13 protein-coding genes are annotated in these 16,135 nt (G+C 64.6%); 4 read left to right on the top strand and 9 right to left on the bottom strand.

Annotated features, from left to right (window positions below; translation table 11 throughout):
• Positions 1-28 precede the first annotated feature (28 nt).
• The 7 genes from UP06_RS27415 to UP06_RS27385 all read right to left on the bottom strand — a co-directional run bounded on the left by UP06_RS27415 (position 29) and on the right by UP06_RS27385 (position 6,740).
• Complete coding sequence (locus UP06_RS27415) at positions 29-742, bottom strand: phosphoribosyltransferase (RefSeq protein ID WP_045006784.1); 714 nt, start codon at positions 740-742, stop codon at positions 29-31.
• A gap of 13 nt (positions 743-755) precedes the next feature.
• Positions 756-1,988 carry a Zn-dependent hydrolase gene (locus UP06_RS27410; RefSeq protein ID WP_045006783.1) on the bottom strand — a complete coding sequence of 411 codons (1,233 nt, stop codon included), beginning with the start codon at positions 1,986-1,988 and terminating at the stop codon, positions 756-758.
• Complete coding sequence (locus UP06_RS27405) at positions 1,981-2,766, bottom strand: ABC transporter ATP-binding protein (RefSeq protein ID WP_045006782.1); 786 nt, start codon at positions 2,764-2,766, stop codon at positions 1,981-1,983. The genes UP06_RS27410 and UP06_RS27405 overlap by 8 nt, the downstream gene beginning before the upstream one ends.
• A complete protein-coding gene (locus tag UP06_RS27400) occupies positions 2,763-3,536 on the bottom strand; it encodes an ABC transporter permease (protein WP_045006781.1) in 774 nt (257 codons plus the stop codon). Before UP06_RS27400 ends, UP06_RS27405 begins: the two co-directional genes overlap by 4 nt.
• 72 nt (positions 3,537-3,608) lie before the next feature.
• Positions 3,609-4,553, bottom strand: a complete 945-nt coding sequence (locus UP06_RS27395) for an ABC transporter substrate-binding protein (RefSeq protein ID WP_045006780.1) — start codon at positions 4,551-4,553, stop codon at positions 3,609-3,611.
• 106 nt (positions 4,554-4,659) lie between these two features.
• Complete coding sequence (hutC, locus tag UP06_RS27390; RefSeq protein WP_045006779.1) at positions 4,660-5,385, bottom strand: histidine utilization transcriptional repressor HutC; 726 nt, start codon at positions 5,383-5,385, stop codon at positions 4,660-4,662.
• On the bottom strand, positions 5,382-6,740 hold the full coding sequence (locus tag UP06_RS27385; protein WP_045006900.1) for a formimidoylglutamate deiminase: 1,359 nt from the start codon (positions 6,738-6,740) through the stop codon (positions 5,382-5,384). The genes hutC and UP06_RS27385 overlap by 4 nt, the downstream gene beginning before the upstream one ends.
• Positions 6,741-6,825: 85 nt before the next feature.
• On the opposite strand from UP06_RS27385, the gene hutI reads away from it, so the two are divergent.
• The 3 genes from hutI to hutU are packed head-to-tail and all read left to right on the top strand — an operon-like array spanning position 6,826 to position 11,306.
• A complete protein-coding gene (gene hutI / locus UP06_RS27380; protein ID WP_045006778.1) occupies positions 6,826-8,040 on the top strand; it encodes an imidazolonepropionase in 1,215 nt (404 codons plus the stop codon).
• Positions 8,040-9,596, top strand: coding sequence for a histidine ammonia-lyase (hutH, locus tag UP06_RS27375; protein ID WP_502691610.1), 1,557 nt, complete (start codon positions 8,040-8,042; stop codon positions 9,594-9,596). Before hutI ends, hutH begins: the two co-directional genes overlap by 1 nt.
• Before the next feature lie 39 nt (positions 9,597-9,635).
• Positions 9,636-11,306, top strand: a complete 1,671-nt coding sequence (hutU, locus tag UP06_RS27370; protein WP_045006776.1) for a urocanate hydratase — start codon at positions 9,636-9,638, stop codon at positions 11,304-11,306.
• Between the two features lie 7 nt (positions 11,307-11,313).
• Here the strand turns inward: hutU and UP06_RS27365 are convergent, their stop codons facing one another.
• Both UP06_RS27365 and blaBJP read right to left on the bottom strand, forming a co-directional pair.
• The gene (locus UP06_RS27365; RefSeq protein WP_045006775.1) at positions 11,314-13,329 is read right to left on the bottom strand and encodes a putative bifunctional diguanylate cyclase/phosphodiesterase; all 2,016 of its coding nucleotides are present in this window, start codon (positions 13,327-13,329) and stop codon (positions 11,314-11,316) included.
• Between the two features lie 307 nt (positions 13,330-13,636).
• Positions 13,637-14,527 (bottom strand): BJP family subclass B3 metallo-beta-lactamase, encoded by an 891-nt coding sequence (blaBJP, locus tag UP06_RS27360; protein ID WP_045006774.1) that lies wholly within the window; start codon positions 14,525-14,527, stop codon positions 13,637-13,639.
• 268 nt (positions 14,528-14,795) lie between these two features.
• On the opposite strand from blaBJP, the gene UP06_RS27355 reads away from it, so the two are divergent.
• The gene (locus UP06_RS27355) at positions 14,796-16,124 is read left to right on the top strand and encodes an alpha/beta hydrolase (RefSeq protein ID WP_045006773.1); all 1,329 of its coding nucleotides are present in this window, start codon (positions 14,796-14,798) and stop codon (positions 16,122-16,124) included.
• Positions 16,125-16,135 lie beyond the last annotated feature (11 nt).

Raw genomic sequence — 16,135 nt, 5'->3', positions numbered from 1 at the left:
TCCGTGACGACGATCGATACCCGATCAATCAGGGAATGGTGGGCTGGGTCTCGATCAGCGGCATCCAGCCGGCATCGCTACGCTGGAACAGCGGGCACCCGTAGACCGCGCGAACCGGAAGCGCCGCGGCAGATGCCTCCCAACGATTGGTTTGCTTCATGGCGACGACCATGCCGGCAATTTCGGCGCCGATTGTCTGCAACAGACGTATGGCGGCAATCGCGGTCGCGCCGGTAGAGATCGCATCATCGACCAATACCACCCGGCGGCCTTCGATCAGGGGCAGCAGGTTCGGATCCAGCCGCAACTTTTTTCCAGCCTCGGGGCTGGTGATTGAAGTCACAGGCTCGGACAGCGCGTCATCATACCAGAATTTGCGCGAATATCCGAGCGGGACATAGCGCGACTGTCCGAGCCGCTCGGCCACCAGCGCCGCGAATGCAAGACCGAGGGTTGGTAGTCCGACAATGATCGCGGCGTCGAGTGCGCGCGCCTGTGTCGCCATATGGTCTGCCAGCGCCCCGACAACGAGATTTGAGGCCTGGTTGGCGATGAGGGAAGCGACAGCGCGATCGCCGTCGGGTAACCGGCGCAGCGGCAAGACGAGGATGCGGCCGCAAGGCAGCGCCACGGGATAGCCGAAGCGGTAGGGAGGCGTTGCCGAGAAGCGTGCGGGAATCTCTGGCGTCAGATCCTGCCAATAACCGGTTGTCGGCTCGGTGTAAGACTCGCTCGCGGTCATGACGACGGTCCGCCTAGCCGCCGAGGATACGCCGGCACGCGTCGACGAAGACCTGCGCGCCCGTCGCGATATCCGCGTCGTTCGTGTTCTCGGTCCAGTGATGGCTGATGCCACCGATCGACGGCACGAACAGCATGCCTGCGGGCATGATGCTCGCGAGCATCTGCGCATCGTGGCCGGCGCCGCTCGGCATACGGAGGGACCGTCCGCGAGCCAAGGCCTTGCTCGCGGCCTCGATCGCGTCTTGAAAACCAGCGTTCATCATGGCCGGCGCACCGGTACGCAGCTTCTCTACGGAGGCGGTGCAGGGGCCCTTCGCGTTGACTTCGTCCGCCATGGTCCGCAGCAGATCCTCAAGCCGCGCAATGACGGAAGGATCTTCATCGCGGATCTGAAACAGCATTTCGGCGCCACCAGGAATGATGCTCGGCGCGCCCGGATCGAGCGTGATGCGGCCGGTGGTCCAGACCGTGCGCGGTCCGCACGCAGCCGGGAAACGCTCGTCGATGGCGACGCAGAACTTGGCCAGCGCGAGGCCTGCATCCTTGCGCACGGCCATGCGCGTGGTGCCGGCGTGGTTCTGCTCGCCGGTGAAATTGATGCGGTACTGCCAGATGCCGACGATGGAGGTCACGACGCCGATCGCAAGCTTGCCGCTTTCGAGCGTGTCGCCCTGCTCAATATGCGCCTCCAGATAGCCGACGTGCCGTCCCGGCTCGGCCGTGATGCGCGCGCGTCCGGCGAGCCCCGTGTCGCCGAGTGCGTCGCGCATGGTGCGGCCATTGGTGCGGTCGCGTGCCGCGTCGATCTCGGCTTCGGTCACTTGCCCGACATAGGAACGCGAGCCGAGGAAGCTGCCGAAATGACCTTCCTCGTCACACCACGCGGCGACTTCGACCGCGCCATTCACGAATGGATCGTTATTGAGCACGCGCGCGGCCTCGAGCGCGTAGACGACGCCGAGCGGGCCATCGAGCCAGCCGGCGTAGTTCTGGCTCTCCAGATGCGAGCCCGCGAGAAGTTTTGGCCCGGCCTTCGCACTCTTCCCAAAAACGTTACCGATGCCGTCGATCGTCGCGATGAGGCCAGCTTCGGGTAGCCTTTGTGCCAGCCACTCCAGCGACTGCTTGTGCGGCTCGGAGAAGGTCGGCTTGTGCACACCGGTCTTGTAGGCGCCCACGGCACGGAGCGCGTTGAGATCGGCGAGAACGCGCTCGCCATTGGCGTGCGGCTGAGAGTCAGGCATGTTCGGCAACCTTTAGCGCTTCGGTGCGGATCTCCTCGACCAACCGTTCCTTCAGCTGGACGAATTCGGGCGTGGTCTTGATCTTGTAAGAGCGGGGATGTGGCAGGTCCACCGCGATCTCGGCCTTGATCCGGCCGGGACGCGCGCTCATCACGACGACGCGGCTGCCGAGGAAGATCGCCTCTTCGATGTCGTGCGTCACGAACAGCACGGTCTTCTGGTCGCGCTCCCAGATCGCGAGCAGCATCTCCTGCATCAGCGCGCGGGTCTGGTTGTCCAGCGCACCGAAGGGCTCGTCGAGCAAGAGGATCTTCGGATCGTTGGCGAGCGCACGCGCAATGGCGGTGCGCTGCTGCATGCCGCCGGAGAGCTGTTTCGGCCAGTGGTTCTCGAAGCCGGACAATCCGACCTGGCGGATGAAGGCATCGGCGATTCTGTGCCGCTCGTCCTGCGAAACGCCGCGCTCGCGCAGGCCGAAGGCGATGTTCTCGCGCACGGTCAGCCAGGGAAACAGCGTGTAGGATTGGAATACCATGCCGCGATCGGCGCCCGGTCCCGTCACCCCGCGCCCGTCGAGCGTAACACGTCCACCGGTCGGACGATCGAGGCCTGCGACGATGCGGAGCAGCGTGGACTTGCCACAGCCGGACGGGCCGAGGATGGTAACAAAATCGTTGTTGCCGATGACAAGATCGGTCGGCTCCAGCGCCTTGGTCGGCGCGTTGCCGTGGCGGGCGGGGAAGGTTCGAGAGACCTGCTCTATCTTCAGTGTGGTCATGCGAGCTTCCAAGGAAACAGCCAGGCATTGAAGCCCTTGAACAGGAAGTCGGAGACGAGGCCGATCAGGCCGATCACGATGATGCCGAAGATGATCTGGCCGGTGTTGAGTAGCGCCTGACTGTCGGTAATCATGTGGCCGATGCCGGAGGACGATCCGATCAGCTCGGCGACGATGACATAGGTCCAGGCCCAGCCCAGCACCAGCCGCAGGATTTCCGCAATCTCGGGCGCTGAGGAGGGCAGCAGCACGCGACGGATGATGCCGCGGTCGCTGGCCCCCAACGTATAGGCCGCTTCCACCAGATCGCGCCGCGTCGCGCCGACCGTCACGGCGACCATCAGGATGACCTGGAACACCGAGCCGATGAAGATGACGAGCAATTTTTGCAGTTCGCCGATGCCGGCCCACAGGATCAGCAGCGGAATGAATGCGGAGGCGGGCAGATAGCGTGCAAAGGACACGAAAGGTTCGAGGAACGCCTCGACCGGCTTGTAGGCCCCCATCAGCACGCCGAGCGGCACCGCGACGATCGCCGCCAGTGCAAAGCCGCCGACGACGCGCCAGACGGTCATGCCGATGTCGAACAGGAAGCCTTGCTTTGTCAGCAGGTCAAAGCCCTCCTGCACCATGGTCAGCGGGTTGGCGAGAAAGGTCTTCGACACATGGCCGCCGAACGTTGCCCAGGACCAGAGGGCAACGAACAGCACGAAGAACGCGAGGCCATAAGCCACGCGCTGCCTCGATGTCACGGAATCCAGGGGGCGCATCAAACTGTCTATCCGGGAAGTGGACAAGTCTGCGGCCCCGCCGCGAGACGGGGCCGGCAGCTCCTGAGAGGTTTACTTGATGTAGCTTGCGTCGAAGAGGTCCTCGACCTTCGGCGCGGCCTTGATGATGCCGATCTCGAGCAAGAGATCTGCGGCTTCCTTGTTGAAGGTCAGGAAGTCGCCGGCGAAGAACTTCTGGTTCGCGGCTTTGTCCTGCCAGCGCAGATACTTTGCCGAGTTGCCGAACGCCTCGCCGGTCTGCTTTACGTCGGCGCCCATGATCTCGTAGGCCTTGGCTTGATCCTTGGCGATCATGTCGAGTGCCTCGAAATAGCTGTCGGCGAGCGCCTGCGCGGCCTTAGGGTTCTCGCTCAGGAATTTTGGCGTGCAGCCAAAGGTGTCCATGACGATGGGGTAGTCCAACGTGGTGGCGATGATCTTGCCCTTGTCGGGTGCGGCGCGCACGGTCGACAGATACGGCTCATAGGTCATCGCTGCATCGTTCTGGCCGGAGACGAAGGCCTGCGCCGCTGCTGCCGGCTCCAAATTGACGACGGTGACGTCCTTCACCGTGAGGCCATTCTTCTTGAGCATCCAGGCCAGCGCGAAATAGGGCGAGGTGCCCGGCGCGGAGGCCGCGACGGTCTTGCCCTTCAGCTCCTTGATCGCAGTGACGTCATTGCGCACGGCCATGCCATCAGCGCCAAAACTCTTGTCGAGCTGGAAGATCTGCTTGGTTGCGACGCCATTGGCGTTCCAGGAGATCCAGGTCTCGACCGTCGTCGCGGCGCATTGAACGTCGCCTGAGGCGATGGCGAGGTGGCGGTCCTTCTGCGGGATCTTCTTGATCGTGACGTCGAGGCCGTTCTTCTTGAAGATGCCGGCCTCCTTCGCGAGTGTCAGCGGCGCAAAGCCGGTCCATCCGGAGATGCCGACGCCGACCTTGACGTCGTCGGCGAGCACCGGGGTGGAGGCCGCCAGCGCAATGATTGTCGCAAATACTTTCGAATTACGCATGATAGTCGTCCTCTTGCCGATCGATGAATTGATGTCCTGTTGATCTCTGTCGGCCCATCTGGACCGTTGCCCGAACCGTTGCACGATTTGTGCCGACATTGCTCCCTCAGCCTCCCTTGAATCGGGCGACAAGGCGGTGAGAGTCACCGGGATAAAGCAGCCGTACCGCGGTGATCGTGCGCGCGCCGCGCCAGGTATAGCGGTCGATTACGAGGCAGGGCGCGCCGACGGCGATGTCGAGCGCTTCCGCCGCATGATCATCCGCAACAATGGCGCTGATCGTATGCTCGGCCTCTGTCCATGGGACATGATGAAGCAGCCATGTGCCCGGCGGCTCGCGCGCGAAATCCGCGGTCGCAGCATTCGGCACGGACGACAGATCGATCAGCCTGTCCTCGACGGCAAAGGGCACGTTGTCGGCGCTGTGGCGGCAGGCGATCGCGACCACCTTGCCGGCCTTCTTAATGCCAAGACGATCGCGGTCGGCGGCAGTCGCGGCGCGCAGCTTGCGATGCATCAGCTCGTAGCCATAGCTGCGGCCGAGTGCGGTGATCTCGGCGCGGATGTCGGCGATCTTGAGCACCGCCGACTGATGCTGCGGCCGGCGCACGAACGAGCCGGCCCGCCGCCGCCGCTCGATCAGGTCGGCCTGTGCGAGTTCGGACAGCGCCTTGTTCACGGTCATGCGCGAGCAGCCGTAGCGTACCACCAATTCGTGCTCGAACGGAATGCGGTGACCCGGCGGCCATTCGCCGGTCAATATCCGCTTCTCGATGTCGGCGCGGATCCGCTTGTAGAGCGTCGGTTCGGCTGCGTCGGTGGCGAGGCTCATGCGACGAGCCTCCGCACCGATACGTTGAAACGCTCGCGCGCGGTCTGGCGCAATCTGTGCCGGCCGCCCTCGACCACCTTGTGGCCGCCGGCCCAGACGCAATCGATCGCGCCGCTGCCGGCGGCAAAGATCCAGCCGTCGATGACGGCATCGCGCGAACGTCCTGCCAGCGATGGATGCGCCCCGTCCAGCGTGACGATGTCGGCGCGCGCGCCCGGCGCGAGGCCGACGGTCCGCTGTCCCAGCGCCCGCGCGCCGCCCACAAGCGCGTGATCGAACAGCGTGCGCCCCGTCGATGCGCCCGCGCCGCCGGAAAGCACATTACGCGCGCGATGCTTGAGGCGCTGACCGTATTCGAGCTGACGCAGCTCGTCGGCGACACCGATCAGCACGTTGGAATCGGTGCCGACGCCGAACCGGCCGCCGGCGTCGAGAAATTCTCGCGCCGGAAAAATGCCGTCGCCGAGGCTTGCCTCGGTGATAGGGCAAAGGCCCGCCACCGCGCCGGTCTTCGCGAACGCGACGACTTCCTCGTTCGTCGTGTGGGTCGCGTGAATGAGGCACCAGCGTTGATCGACGGGCGCGTGCTCCAGAAGCCACTGCACCGGCCGCCGCCCCGACCAGGCCAGGCAGTCTTCGACTTCCTTGACCTGCTCGGCGGCATGAATATGCACCGGCCCGCCATCCGCGAGCGGGATGATGGCCGTGAGCTCGTCCGGGGTCACCGCGCGCAAGCTGTGCGGCGCGATACCGATATTGGCGCCCGGCAATGTGCTGATTGCTTTGCGCGAGGCGTTCATCAGCGCAGCAAACTGATCGACCGAGCAGATGAAGCGGCGCTGGTCGTCATGTGGCGCTGCGCCGCCGAAGCCGCCGTGCGCATAAAAACTCGGCAGCAGCGTCAGTGCGATGCCTGACGCCTCAGTCGCCTGGGCAATGCGCGCAGCCATTTCGCCGAGATCGGCGTAAGGCGAGCCGTCGCGATCGTGATGCAGATAATGAAATTCGCCGACGCGGGTAAAACCCTGCTCCAGCATCTCGATATAAAGCAGTGTCGCGACGGCGGCGACGTCATCTGGCGTCATCGCGAGAGCGAAGCGATACATTGTCTCGCGCCAGGTCCAGAACGTGTCGGCACTGTCGCCGCGCAGCTCGGCCAGCCCCGCCATGCCGCGCTGGAACGCATGGCTGTGCAGGCTCGCAAGTCCCGGAAGCGCGATTTGATGGTGCTCGTCGCCGGCGGCCGGCGCCACGCCCGATGTCACCTCGGCGATCGCGCCGTCGGTGACGACCACCTGCACGTCATTGGCCCAGCCCGAGGGCAGGAGCGCGGAGGCGAAATGCAGTCGGGTCATGATCACACGCCGGCTGGACAGAACCGCCTTACGATTATATGTCTAGACATATAAGTCAAGCATCCCACCGCGAAGGGACATCCGCATGGCAGAGCGCTTCGACCGGATCTGGCATAACGCCCGGCTCGCCACGATGCGGGCCGACCGCCCCGATTTCGGCGAGATCGAGCATGGCGTGATTGCCGCGCGCGGCGGCCACATTGCCTATGCGGGCGCAGAGACGGACTTCCCGGCGGACGCGGATGCGATCAAACGGATCGATTGCGAGGGGCGCTGGATCACGCCGGGCCTGGTCGATTGCCACACCCACCTCGTCTATGGCGGCAACCGCGCGCACGAATTCGAGCTGCGCCTGAAGGGCGCGAGCTATGAAGAAATCGCGCGCGCCGGCGGCGGCATCGTCTCGACGGTGGCCGCGACGCGCAAGGCGAGCGAGGACGAGCTTGTCGCGCGCGCGCTGCCGCGGCTCGATGCGCTGATCGGCGAGGGCGCGACCACGGTCGAGATCAAGTCCGGTTATGGCCTCGACACCGAGACGGAGATGCGGCAACTCGCGGCGGCCCGCAGTCTCGGTCGCCAGCGGCCGGTTGCGATCCGCACGTCTTTTCTCGGCGCGCATGCGCTGCCGCCGGAGGCCGATGGCGACAAGGACCGCTACATCGATCTCGTCTGCAAGGAGATGCTGCCCGCGATAGCGAAGGCCGGCCTTGCCGATGCCGTCGATGCCTTCATGGAAGGCATTGCGTTTTCCGGCGAGCAGACGGCGAGGGTCTTCGAGACGGCGAAGGGGCTCGGGCTGCCGGTCAAGCTCCACGCCGACCAATTGTCGAATCTGGGCGGCGCGGCGCTCGCCGCAAAATTCTCCGCGGTCTCCGCCGATCACCTCGAACATACTGACGAGGTCGGTGCCGCCGCGATGGCGAAGGCCGGGACGGTGGCCGTGCTGCTGCCCGGTGCCTTCTACTTCATTCGCGAAACGCAAAAGCCGCCGGTCGAGGCGTTCCGCAAGCATGGCGTTCCCATGGCGCTCGCGACCGACTGCAACCCTGGCAGCTCGCCGCTGACCTCGCTGCTGCTCGCCATGAACATGGGGGCGACGCTGTTCCGGATGACGGTGGCCGAATGTCTTGCCGGCGTCACCCGTGAAGGCGCGCGGGCGCTCGGCTTGCTGGGGGAGACCGGCACGCTGGAAGCCGGCAAATGGTGCGACCTCGCAATCTGGGACATCGAGCGGCCCGCCGAGCTCGCATACCGCATCGGCTTCAATCCGTTGCACCGCCGGGTGTGGAGGGGACAGTGATGGAGCGGGGCTCAGCAATCATAGTCAAACCGGGAACGGTCAGTCTCGACGATCTCGCGCGCGTGCTTGCGGGGCAATCCGTCGTGCTTGATCCCTCGTTCTGGCCGCGTGTCGAAGCGGCTGCGGCAATCGTTGCGAAGGCAGCGCAGGCCGACGCGCCGGTCTATGGCATCAATACCGGTTTCGGAAAGCTTGCCTCGAAGCGCATTCCGCCCGATCAGACCGCGTTGCTCCAGCGCAATCTCATCGTCTCGCATTGCTGCGGCGTCGGCCCGGCAACGCCAGAGCCGATCGTCCGGCTGATGATAGCGTTGAAGATCGTCTCGCTCGGGCGCGGCGCCTCGGGCGTGCGCCGCGAGGTGATCGACCAGTTGCAGGCCATGCTGGCGCGGGGCGTCTTTCCGCTGGTGCCGCAGCAGGGCTCGGTCGGTGCCTCCGGCGATCTCGCGCCGCTCGCGCACATGACCGCGGTGATGATCGGAGAGGGGCAGGCGATCGTCGATGGCAAGACCGTGTCCGGCAGCGATGCGCTGGCCGCCGTCGGCCTCGCGCCGCTGACGCTCGGCCCCAAGGAGGGGCTCGCGCTGATCAACGGCACGCAATTCTCGACCGCCTATGCCATCTCCGGCGTGCTGCGCGCATTTCGCCTGGCCCGCGCCGCGCTCGTGACCGGCGCGCTGTCGGTCGATGCGGCGATGGCGTCGACGGTGCCGTTCCGCCCCGAGATCCAGGCGCTGCGCGGTCATGCCGGGCAGATTGCAGCGGCCACAGCGCTGATGGCGCTGCTCGACGGCAGTGATATCAGGCTGTCGCATCTCGAAGGCGACGAACGCGTGCAGGATCCCTATTGCCTGCGCTGCCAGCCGCAGGTCGCGGGCGCTGCGCTCGACCTGATCATACAGGCGGCGCGTACGTTGATCGTTGAGGCCAACGCCGTCACCGACAATCCGCTGGTTCTGGTCGAGACCGGCGAGATCGTCTCGGGTGGCAATTTCCACGCCGAGCCGGTGGCCTTTGCCGCCGACGCAATTGCACTGGCGCTGTCGGAGATCGGCGCCATCAGCGAGCGGCGCATCGCGACGCTGGTCGATCCCGCGTTGAATTTCGGTCTGCCGCCGTTCCTGACGCCCGATCCCGGCATCAATTCCGGCTTCATGATCGCCGAGGTGACGGCGGCTGCGCTCTATGCCGAGAACAAGCAGCGTGCGGCAGCCTGCTCGATCGACTCGACGCCGACCAGCGCCAACCAGGAAGACCACGTCTCGATGGCCGCGCATGCCGCCCGGCGCCTCTCCGACATGGCCGACAATCTCGCCGCGATCCTCGGCATCGAGCTTCTGGTCGCAGCCCAGGGCATCACCCTGCGCGCCCCACATGCTACGAGCGCGCCGCTCGTTGCCGTCATTACCGCGTTGCGCGAGCAGGTGCCCGCGCTCGGCGCCGACCGCTACATGGCCGGCGATCTCGCCAAGGCGGCCGTGTTGATCGAAGCAGACGCGCTTCCGGCCGTGGTAATCGCTGCCCTTTCGACCGATCCGTTTCCGAGACTTGACTGAACAAGACTTGATTGAAAAAGACTGCCCGAAGAGGTCTTCATGAATCGCCGACTGGACAACGACCGCACCATCCGCGCTCCCCGCGGCAGCGACATCAGCGCCAAGAGCTGGCTGACTGAGGCGCCGCTCCGCATGCTCATGAACAATCTCGATCCGGAAGTCGCCGAACGCCCGAGTGAGCTCGTGGTCTATGGCGGCATCGGCCGCGCCGCGCGCGACTGGGAAAGCTTTGACCGGATTGTTGCATCGCTTCGCGCGCTCGAAGGCGACCAGACCTTGCTGGTCCAGTCCGGCAAGCCGGTCGGCGTCTTCCGCACCCATGCGGATGCGCCGCGCGTGCTGATCGCCAATTCCAATCTCGTGCCGCATTGGGCCACGCTCGACCACTTCAACGAGCTCGATCGCAAGGGCCTGATGATGTATGGCCAGATGACCGCCGGCTCCTGGATCTATATCGGCAGCCAGGGCATCGTGCAGGGCACCTACGAGACTTTTGTCGAGGTCGGGCGCCGGCACTATGGCGGCAGCCTTGCCGGCAAATGGATTCTCACCGCCGGTCTCGGCGGCATGGGCGGTGCGCAGCCGCTGGCTGCGACCATGGCCGGTGCCTCGATGCTCGCGGTCGAATGCCAGCCGAGCCGTATCGAGATGCGGTTGCGCACGGGCTATCTAGACCGCCAGGCCGCGACGCTCGATGAAGCGCTGGCGATCATGGCGGAAGCCGCGAAGACACAGAAGGCCGTCTCGGTCGGGCTGCTCGGCAATGCCGCAGAGATCTTTCCCGAACTGGTGCGTCGCGGCGTCAAGCCCGACATCGTCACCGACCAGACCAGCGCGCACGATCCGATCAACGGGTATCTGCCGAAGGGCTGGACACTGGCCGAATGGGAGGCGAAACGCGCTGCCGATCCCAAGGCGGTCGAGCGCGCCTCAAAAACCTCGATGGTTGAGCACGTCCAGGCAATGCTGGATTTCCACGCGCAGGGAATCCCGACGCTCGACTACGGCAACAACATTCGCCAGATGGCGCAGGACATGGGCCTGAAGAACGCCTTCGATTTCCCGGGCTTCGTTCCCGCCTATATCCGTCCCTTGTTCTGCCGCGGTGTCGGGCCGTTCCGTTGGGCCGCGCTGTCGGGCGATCCCGAGGACATCTTCAAGACCGACGCCAAGGTCAAGGAGCTGATGCCTGATGACAAGCATCTGCACAATTGGCTCGACATGGCCAAGGCGCGCATCAAATTCCAGGGCTTGCCCGCGCGGATCTGCTGGGTTGGCCTCGGTGATCGCCATCGGCTCGGTCTTGCCTTTAACGAAATGGTGGCGAGTGGTGAGCTGAAGGCGCCGGTCGTGATCGGCCGCGATCATCTCGACAGCGGCTCGGTGGCAAGCCCGAACCGCGAGACCGAGGCGATGCGCGATGGCTCGGATGCAGTGTCCGACTGGCCCTTGCTCAACGCTCTCTTGAACTGCGCCAGCGGCGCGACCTGGGTGTCGCTGCATCATGGCGGTGGCGTCGGCATCGGCTATTCCCAGCATGCCGGCATGGTGATCGTCGCCGACGGCACGCCGGACGCCGCGCGCCGGATCGAGCGCGTGCTCTGGAACGACCCGGCGACCGGCGTCATGCGCCATGCGGACGCGGGCTACGAGACTGCGATCGAGTGTGCCGGCACCAACGGGCTCGATCTGCCGAGCCTGGCGAGGTAGTTCGATCTCAGGCCACGACTTTGGCCGCGTCCGTCGTTTCCCGGAGGCGCTGCCGCTCCTTCGCGAGGTAGCCGTCGATCGTGGCGCCCGGCATGGGTTTTGCGAAATAATAGCCCTGGATGAAGTCACATCCCAGGCGGCGCAAGCTGTCGAGCTGAGCGCGGGTCTCGACGCCCTCGACGACGCAGGCGATCTCCATGTCGTCGCACAGGCCCGCGAGCGACTTGACGATCTTGTGGCTGACCGGATTGTCGTTGATATCGGCGACGAAGCTGCGATCGACCTTGATCTTGTCGAGCGGCAGGCGGTGCACGTGGCTCAATGATGAATAGCCAGTGCCGAAATCGTCCAGCGAGATGCCGCAGCCCATCGCCTTCAGCGCAGCGATCGATTGCTGTGCACGCACGAAGTCGAAGGTGACGGCGGTCTCGGTGATCTCGAAATCGATCCGGCGCGGCGGCACGCCGCTCTTCTCGATGATGGTGATCAACGGCAGGATGCCCTCGGACGAGCAAACGTCGTGGGCCGAGAGGTTGAACGACAGGTGGATATCGTCTGGCCAGGTCTTCGCGGCCGCCAGCGCGCGAACCAGAAGCGCCTGCGTCAGCGGACGGATCAGGCCGATGCGCTCGGCGGCCGGAATGAAATCGGTCGGCGAAACCCAGCCGAGGCGGGGGCTTTGCCAGCGCGCCAGCGCCTCGAAGCCCGCGGTGTGCTCGCTCATGGCATCGACGATCGGCTGGAATACCAGCTCCATCTCGGCGCCGAAATCGGAGGTGCGCAAGAGATTTTCGATGACGCCGCGGCTGCGGATCTCGGCCTCGAGCTCGCTCGAGAAGATCACGGTGCGGCCGCGCAGATGGCGCTTGGCGTGATAGAGCGAATAGTCCGCACATTCATAGAGCGCTTCCGCCGTCGTCGCCGAGTCCGGGAATTGCGCAAAGCCGATCGAGCAGGATAGGCCGGTGTGCGCAGTGTCGACCTGATAAGGCAGCTTGACTTGGTCGCCGATGCACTGGCCGAGCCGCATCAGATCGTCATCGTCAGGGTCGCCGCACACGACGAGGCCAAACTCGTCGCCGCCGAGGCGTGCGAACTCGACGCGATGCGGGCCAAAGCCCTCGCAGACCTCGCGAACGCGGCGTCCGGCCTCGATCAGGACGCGGTCGCCGACCGAGTGACCGTAATTGTCGTTGATCGGCTTGAAGCCGTCGAGATCGATGATGCCGACGGCGAGCCGAACGCCCTGGCGCTCGGCATCACCAAAGGCGCTCGAAAGCTCGGCGAAGAAACGGCGGCGGTTCGGCAGCTCGGTCAGGGAATCGAGATTGGCGAGGCGGAAATTCTCGTCGGAGAGCGCTTGCGTCGCCACCTGCTGCGCGAGCAGCGATTTGCGGCTGGCGACGAGATCGGCGAAGTCGCGATAGTAGATGACCAGCACCGTCACCATTGCGCCGGAGACGAGCAGATTGTTGACCGCGATCGCTTTCAGTGTCGGCTCGCCGGTAGCCCAGAAGAACAGCACATAGGGCACGTCGACGACCAGGGTGACGATCAGCGCTGCCGAGCGCAGATGCATCAGAGAGAAGATGCAGCCGATCACGGTCACCGCCATGTAGAAGGCGACCTGGCTCTTGGCGAAGGGATCGCCGTAAGGGTAGAGCGCAAAGGACCAGATCGTGAAGCCGGCGCCGATCGGCAATGTCATCCAGTTGGTGGCGCGCAGATTGCGCAGGATGTCGGCGTCGCTGCGCACAAGATGGCGCTGGCGCAGCCACCAGAACGTCCGGAGCGCTGCAAGCGCGGTCAGCACGCTCGGCACGATCATCGTCAGCCAGTCCGGCGCCACGTTCACATACGTATAGGCGACCGCGATCGTGTTGCTGATCAGGATGAAGTAGAGCAGCGGGACCTGCTTGGAGAAGGCGTCGAACTGCGCGCGCGTCAGGTCCGGGTTGTCGGCCGGCACGCGGAACAGCCGCACTGCGGCGGAGAGGTAAGACTTCAAATCGGCAACAGGCATTGCAATACGCGCCCCGGATCCCTTCAAAACGGGGCGATCTTGCACAGCTCGGGTAAAGGCCGCGTTAGATGGGTTCCTCGCAAAAAGCCCGCGCAGGTTGCACGCTACCGCCAAATGTTTCCGGTCGCGTGCATTGGTGAGGCGGCGTTAAGGATACGAGCCGGCAGAGGCCGGCCTATCGGCCGCAAGCTATCCGTAATAGCCGCAGCTACGTTCTGCTAACCATCGCGTAGGCGACGGCGCGGTGCTGCGTATAGCTGCGCGCGCCGCCTCTCTCCGCTGGGAGAGGCTGCGCGCGCGAACCACATTATTTCGCGGGCTGAAGCGCCGCCGTCTGCTTGGCGAGCTGCTTGTCGAAATCCTCCGACAGGCCGGTCGCGTAAGTCGTAAGCTCGCCCGGCTTGACGAACGGATTCGACGAGCTGTCCTTTATCTGCTGCGCGCGCTTGTCCTGCATGCCATAGACCTCCGGATGCGGCCCGAGCAGCACGTCGATCTTCATCGCCTTGGCTTTGGCGAAGGTCGCGCGATAGTCGTCGACGATGCCGGCATAGGTCGGCTGGCCGACCAGCCGGTTCAGCGCCACGGTGCCGCTACAGAAGAACAGCACCTCGCGGTCCTGGCTGCCGTCCTTGACGGTCATCTCCCAGCTTGTGCAGCCCGGCGAATGCCCGGGTGTTTCGTGTGCCGTCAGCGTGGTGTCGCCGAGGGTGACCTTGTCGCCCTCCTTCACGGCGCGGTCGACCTTCACTGCGGGGAAGGCGAGATCCTCGTTCTTCTCGTCGCCGGGATAATAGCCGCCTTCGAGCAGCGCCTTGTCGCGCTCACCGGCCACGAGCTGCGCGCCGGTCTCCTTCTTGATCTCGGCGAAGCCGCCGGTGTGGTCGAAATGCGCGTGCGTGTTGAGGATGTACTTGATGTCGGCGACCTTGAATCCGAGCTTTGCGATGTTGTCCTTGATCATGCCGGTTGACTGGGGAAGGGCCGTATCCATCAGGATCAGTCCTTGCGAGGTCTTGATGATGTAGACGGCGATGCCGTCGGTGCCGACATAATAGATGTTGCCGATGAGCTGGAACGGCTCGAACGGCGTGGTCCACTTCTTGGTGACCGCCGCAATGAAATCCTTGACGGTTTGCGCCTGCGCAACCGGTGCGAACAGTGCCAGCGCGCACAGCGCGGCCGTGAGCTTTCTCATCGTTTTCCTCCCAAAGTGTTCTTGTCGTTATGATTGCACGTGACGTTCGCGCGCCTCGACCTACCGCAAGCTACGTGTTGCGCGATAAGGCAGCAACGGCCTCATGTTCGAAAAATTTCGCGCCATGCGCGGAATAACGATCCCTGTCCGTTTTGAGCATGGCGGCTATTGCTGCAACGCGGTCGCCCGGCGTTTGACCGCGCGCGGGCCACCCGCCATACTTCCTCTCAAGACGAGCCTGCAAGACTCGTCGGCACCGGGAGCTGAAATGACCAATTCATTGTCCGTCCTTGCGGGGACGCTGATTTCCCTCGTCTCCTTCACGTCAATTGCCAGTTCGATTGCCTTGGCGCAGCCGGCCTGCGTGACCCAGAACATGGCCGTGCCGCCGGGTGCCAACACCACCGACAAGACGGCGCCGTTCTTCATCGACACGACGAGCCTCGATTTCAAGACGACGCCGCCGACGCGCGACCCCTCGAACCCGAACTATCCGCGCGCGACCGAGCTGCCCGATGGCACGCTGCCGCCGCTAGGCGCTGAGGGCAATTTCATCATAGGTCCCACCCACAATCCCGCGCCTGAGACCATAGCGAAAGAAGGTGTCCCACGTGGCACGACAAAATCCTTCACGCTCACGTCGAAGGACAGCACGATCTACAATCCCGGCCTGATCCGCGACGACGTTGCCGGATGCAGCAACTCCTCGATCATGACGACCGTCACCGCGCCGGACGACAAGTCGAACATGATCGTCACCACCAGCCATCCCGGCGTGTGGTCGCGCACGATCGACGTCTATGTGCCGGCGCAATATGTCGCCGGCACGGAGGTGCCGTTCATCGTGATCGGCGACGGTGGCTCCGCCGCGTACAAGGATCTCCCCACCACGCTCGATAATCTCATCGCGCAGCGCCGTGTGCCGCCGATGATCGCGATCCAGATCGGCAATGGCGGCCAGGATGCGCAGGGCAGTCAGCGCGGGCGGGAATATGACGCGGTGTCTGGCGCCTACACGCAGTTCGTCGAGCGCGAGGTGCTGCCGCTGGTCGAGCAGAACGCCGGCGTCAAGCTCACCAGGAATGCGGACGGGCGCGCGACCATGGGGCTGAGCTCGAGCGGCGTAGCGGCCTTCACCATGGCGTGGTTCTATCCCGATCTCTATCACCGCGTGCTGGCGTTCTCGCCGACGATGGTCAACCAGCAATGGCCGCACGATCCCTCGCTACGGGGCGGAGCCTGGGAATATCACAGCGCATGGACCGGGCCGGCCACGCCCAATCTCATTTCGAAGGCGGGCGTGCTCACGCCTGCCGATCCGCCTGGCGTGCCGCTGATCCTGAGCGCGCCGACCAAGCCGATCCGCTTCTGGTTCTTCGGTGGCGACCAGGACCTGTACTATCCCAACCCCACCATTCCCGATGGCATGCACGACTGGACCTTGTCGAACGCGCTCACAGCAAAGGTGCTGGCGGAGAAGGGTTACCACTACCAGTTCCTGTTCGTGCGCAACGCCAAGCACGTCGACCGCCCGACGATCGCGCAAACGCTGCCGTCGGCGCTGGAGTGGGTCTGGAAGGGTTATCCGATTCCCTGAGCGCGCAAGCC

This window comes from Bradyrhizobium sp. LTSP857 (assembly GCF_000938285.1).
Classification (GTDB): Bacteria; Pseudomonadota; Alphaproteobacteria; order Rhizobiales; family Xanthobacteraceae; genus Bradyrhizobium.
This window is presented reverse-complemented; position numbering and strand designations above follow the sequence as displayed.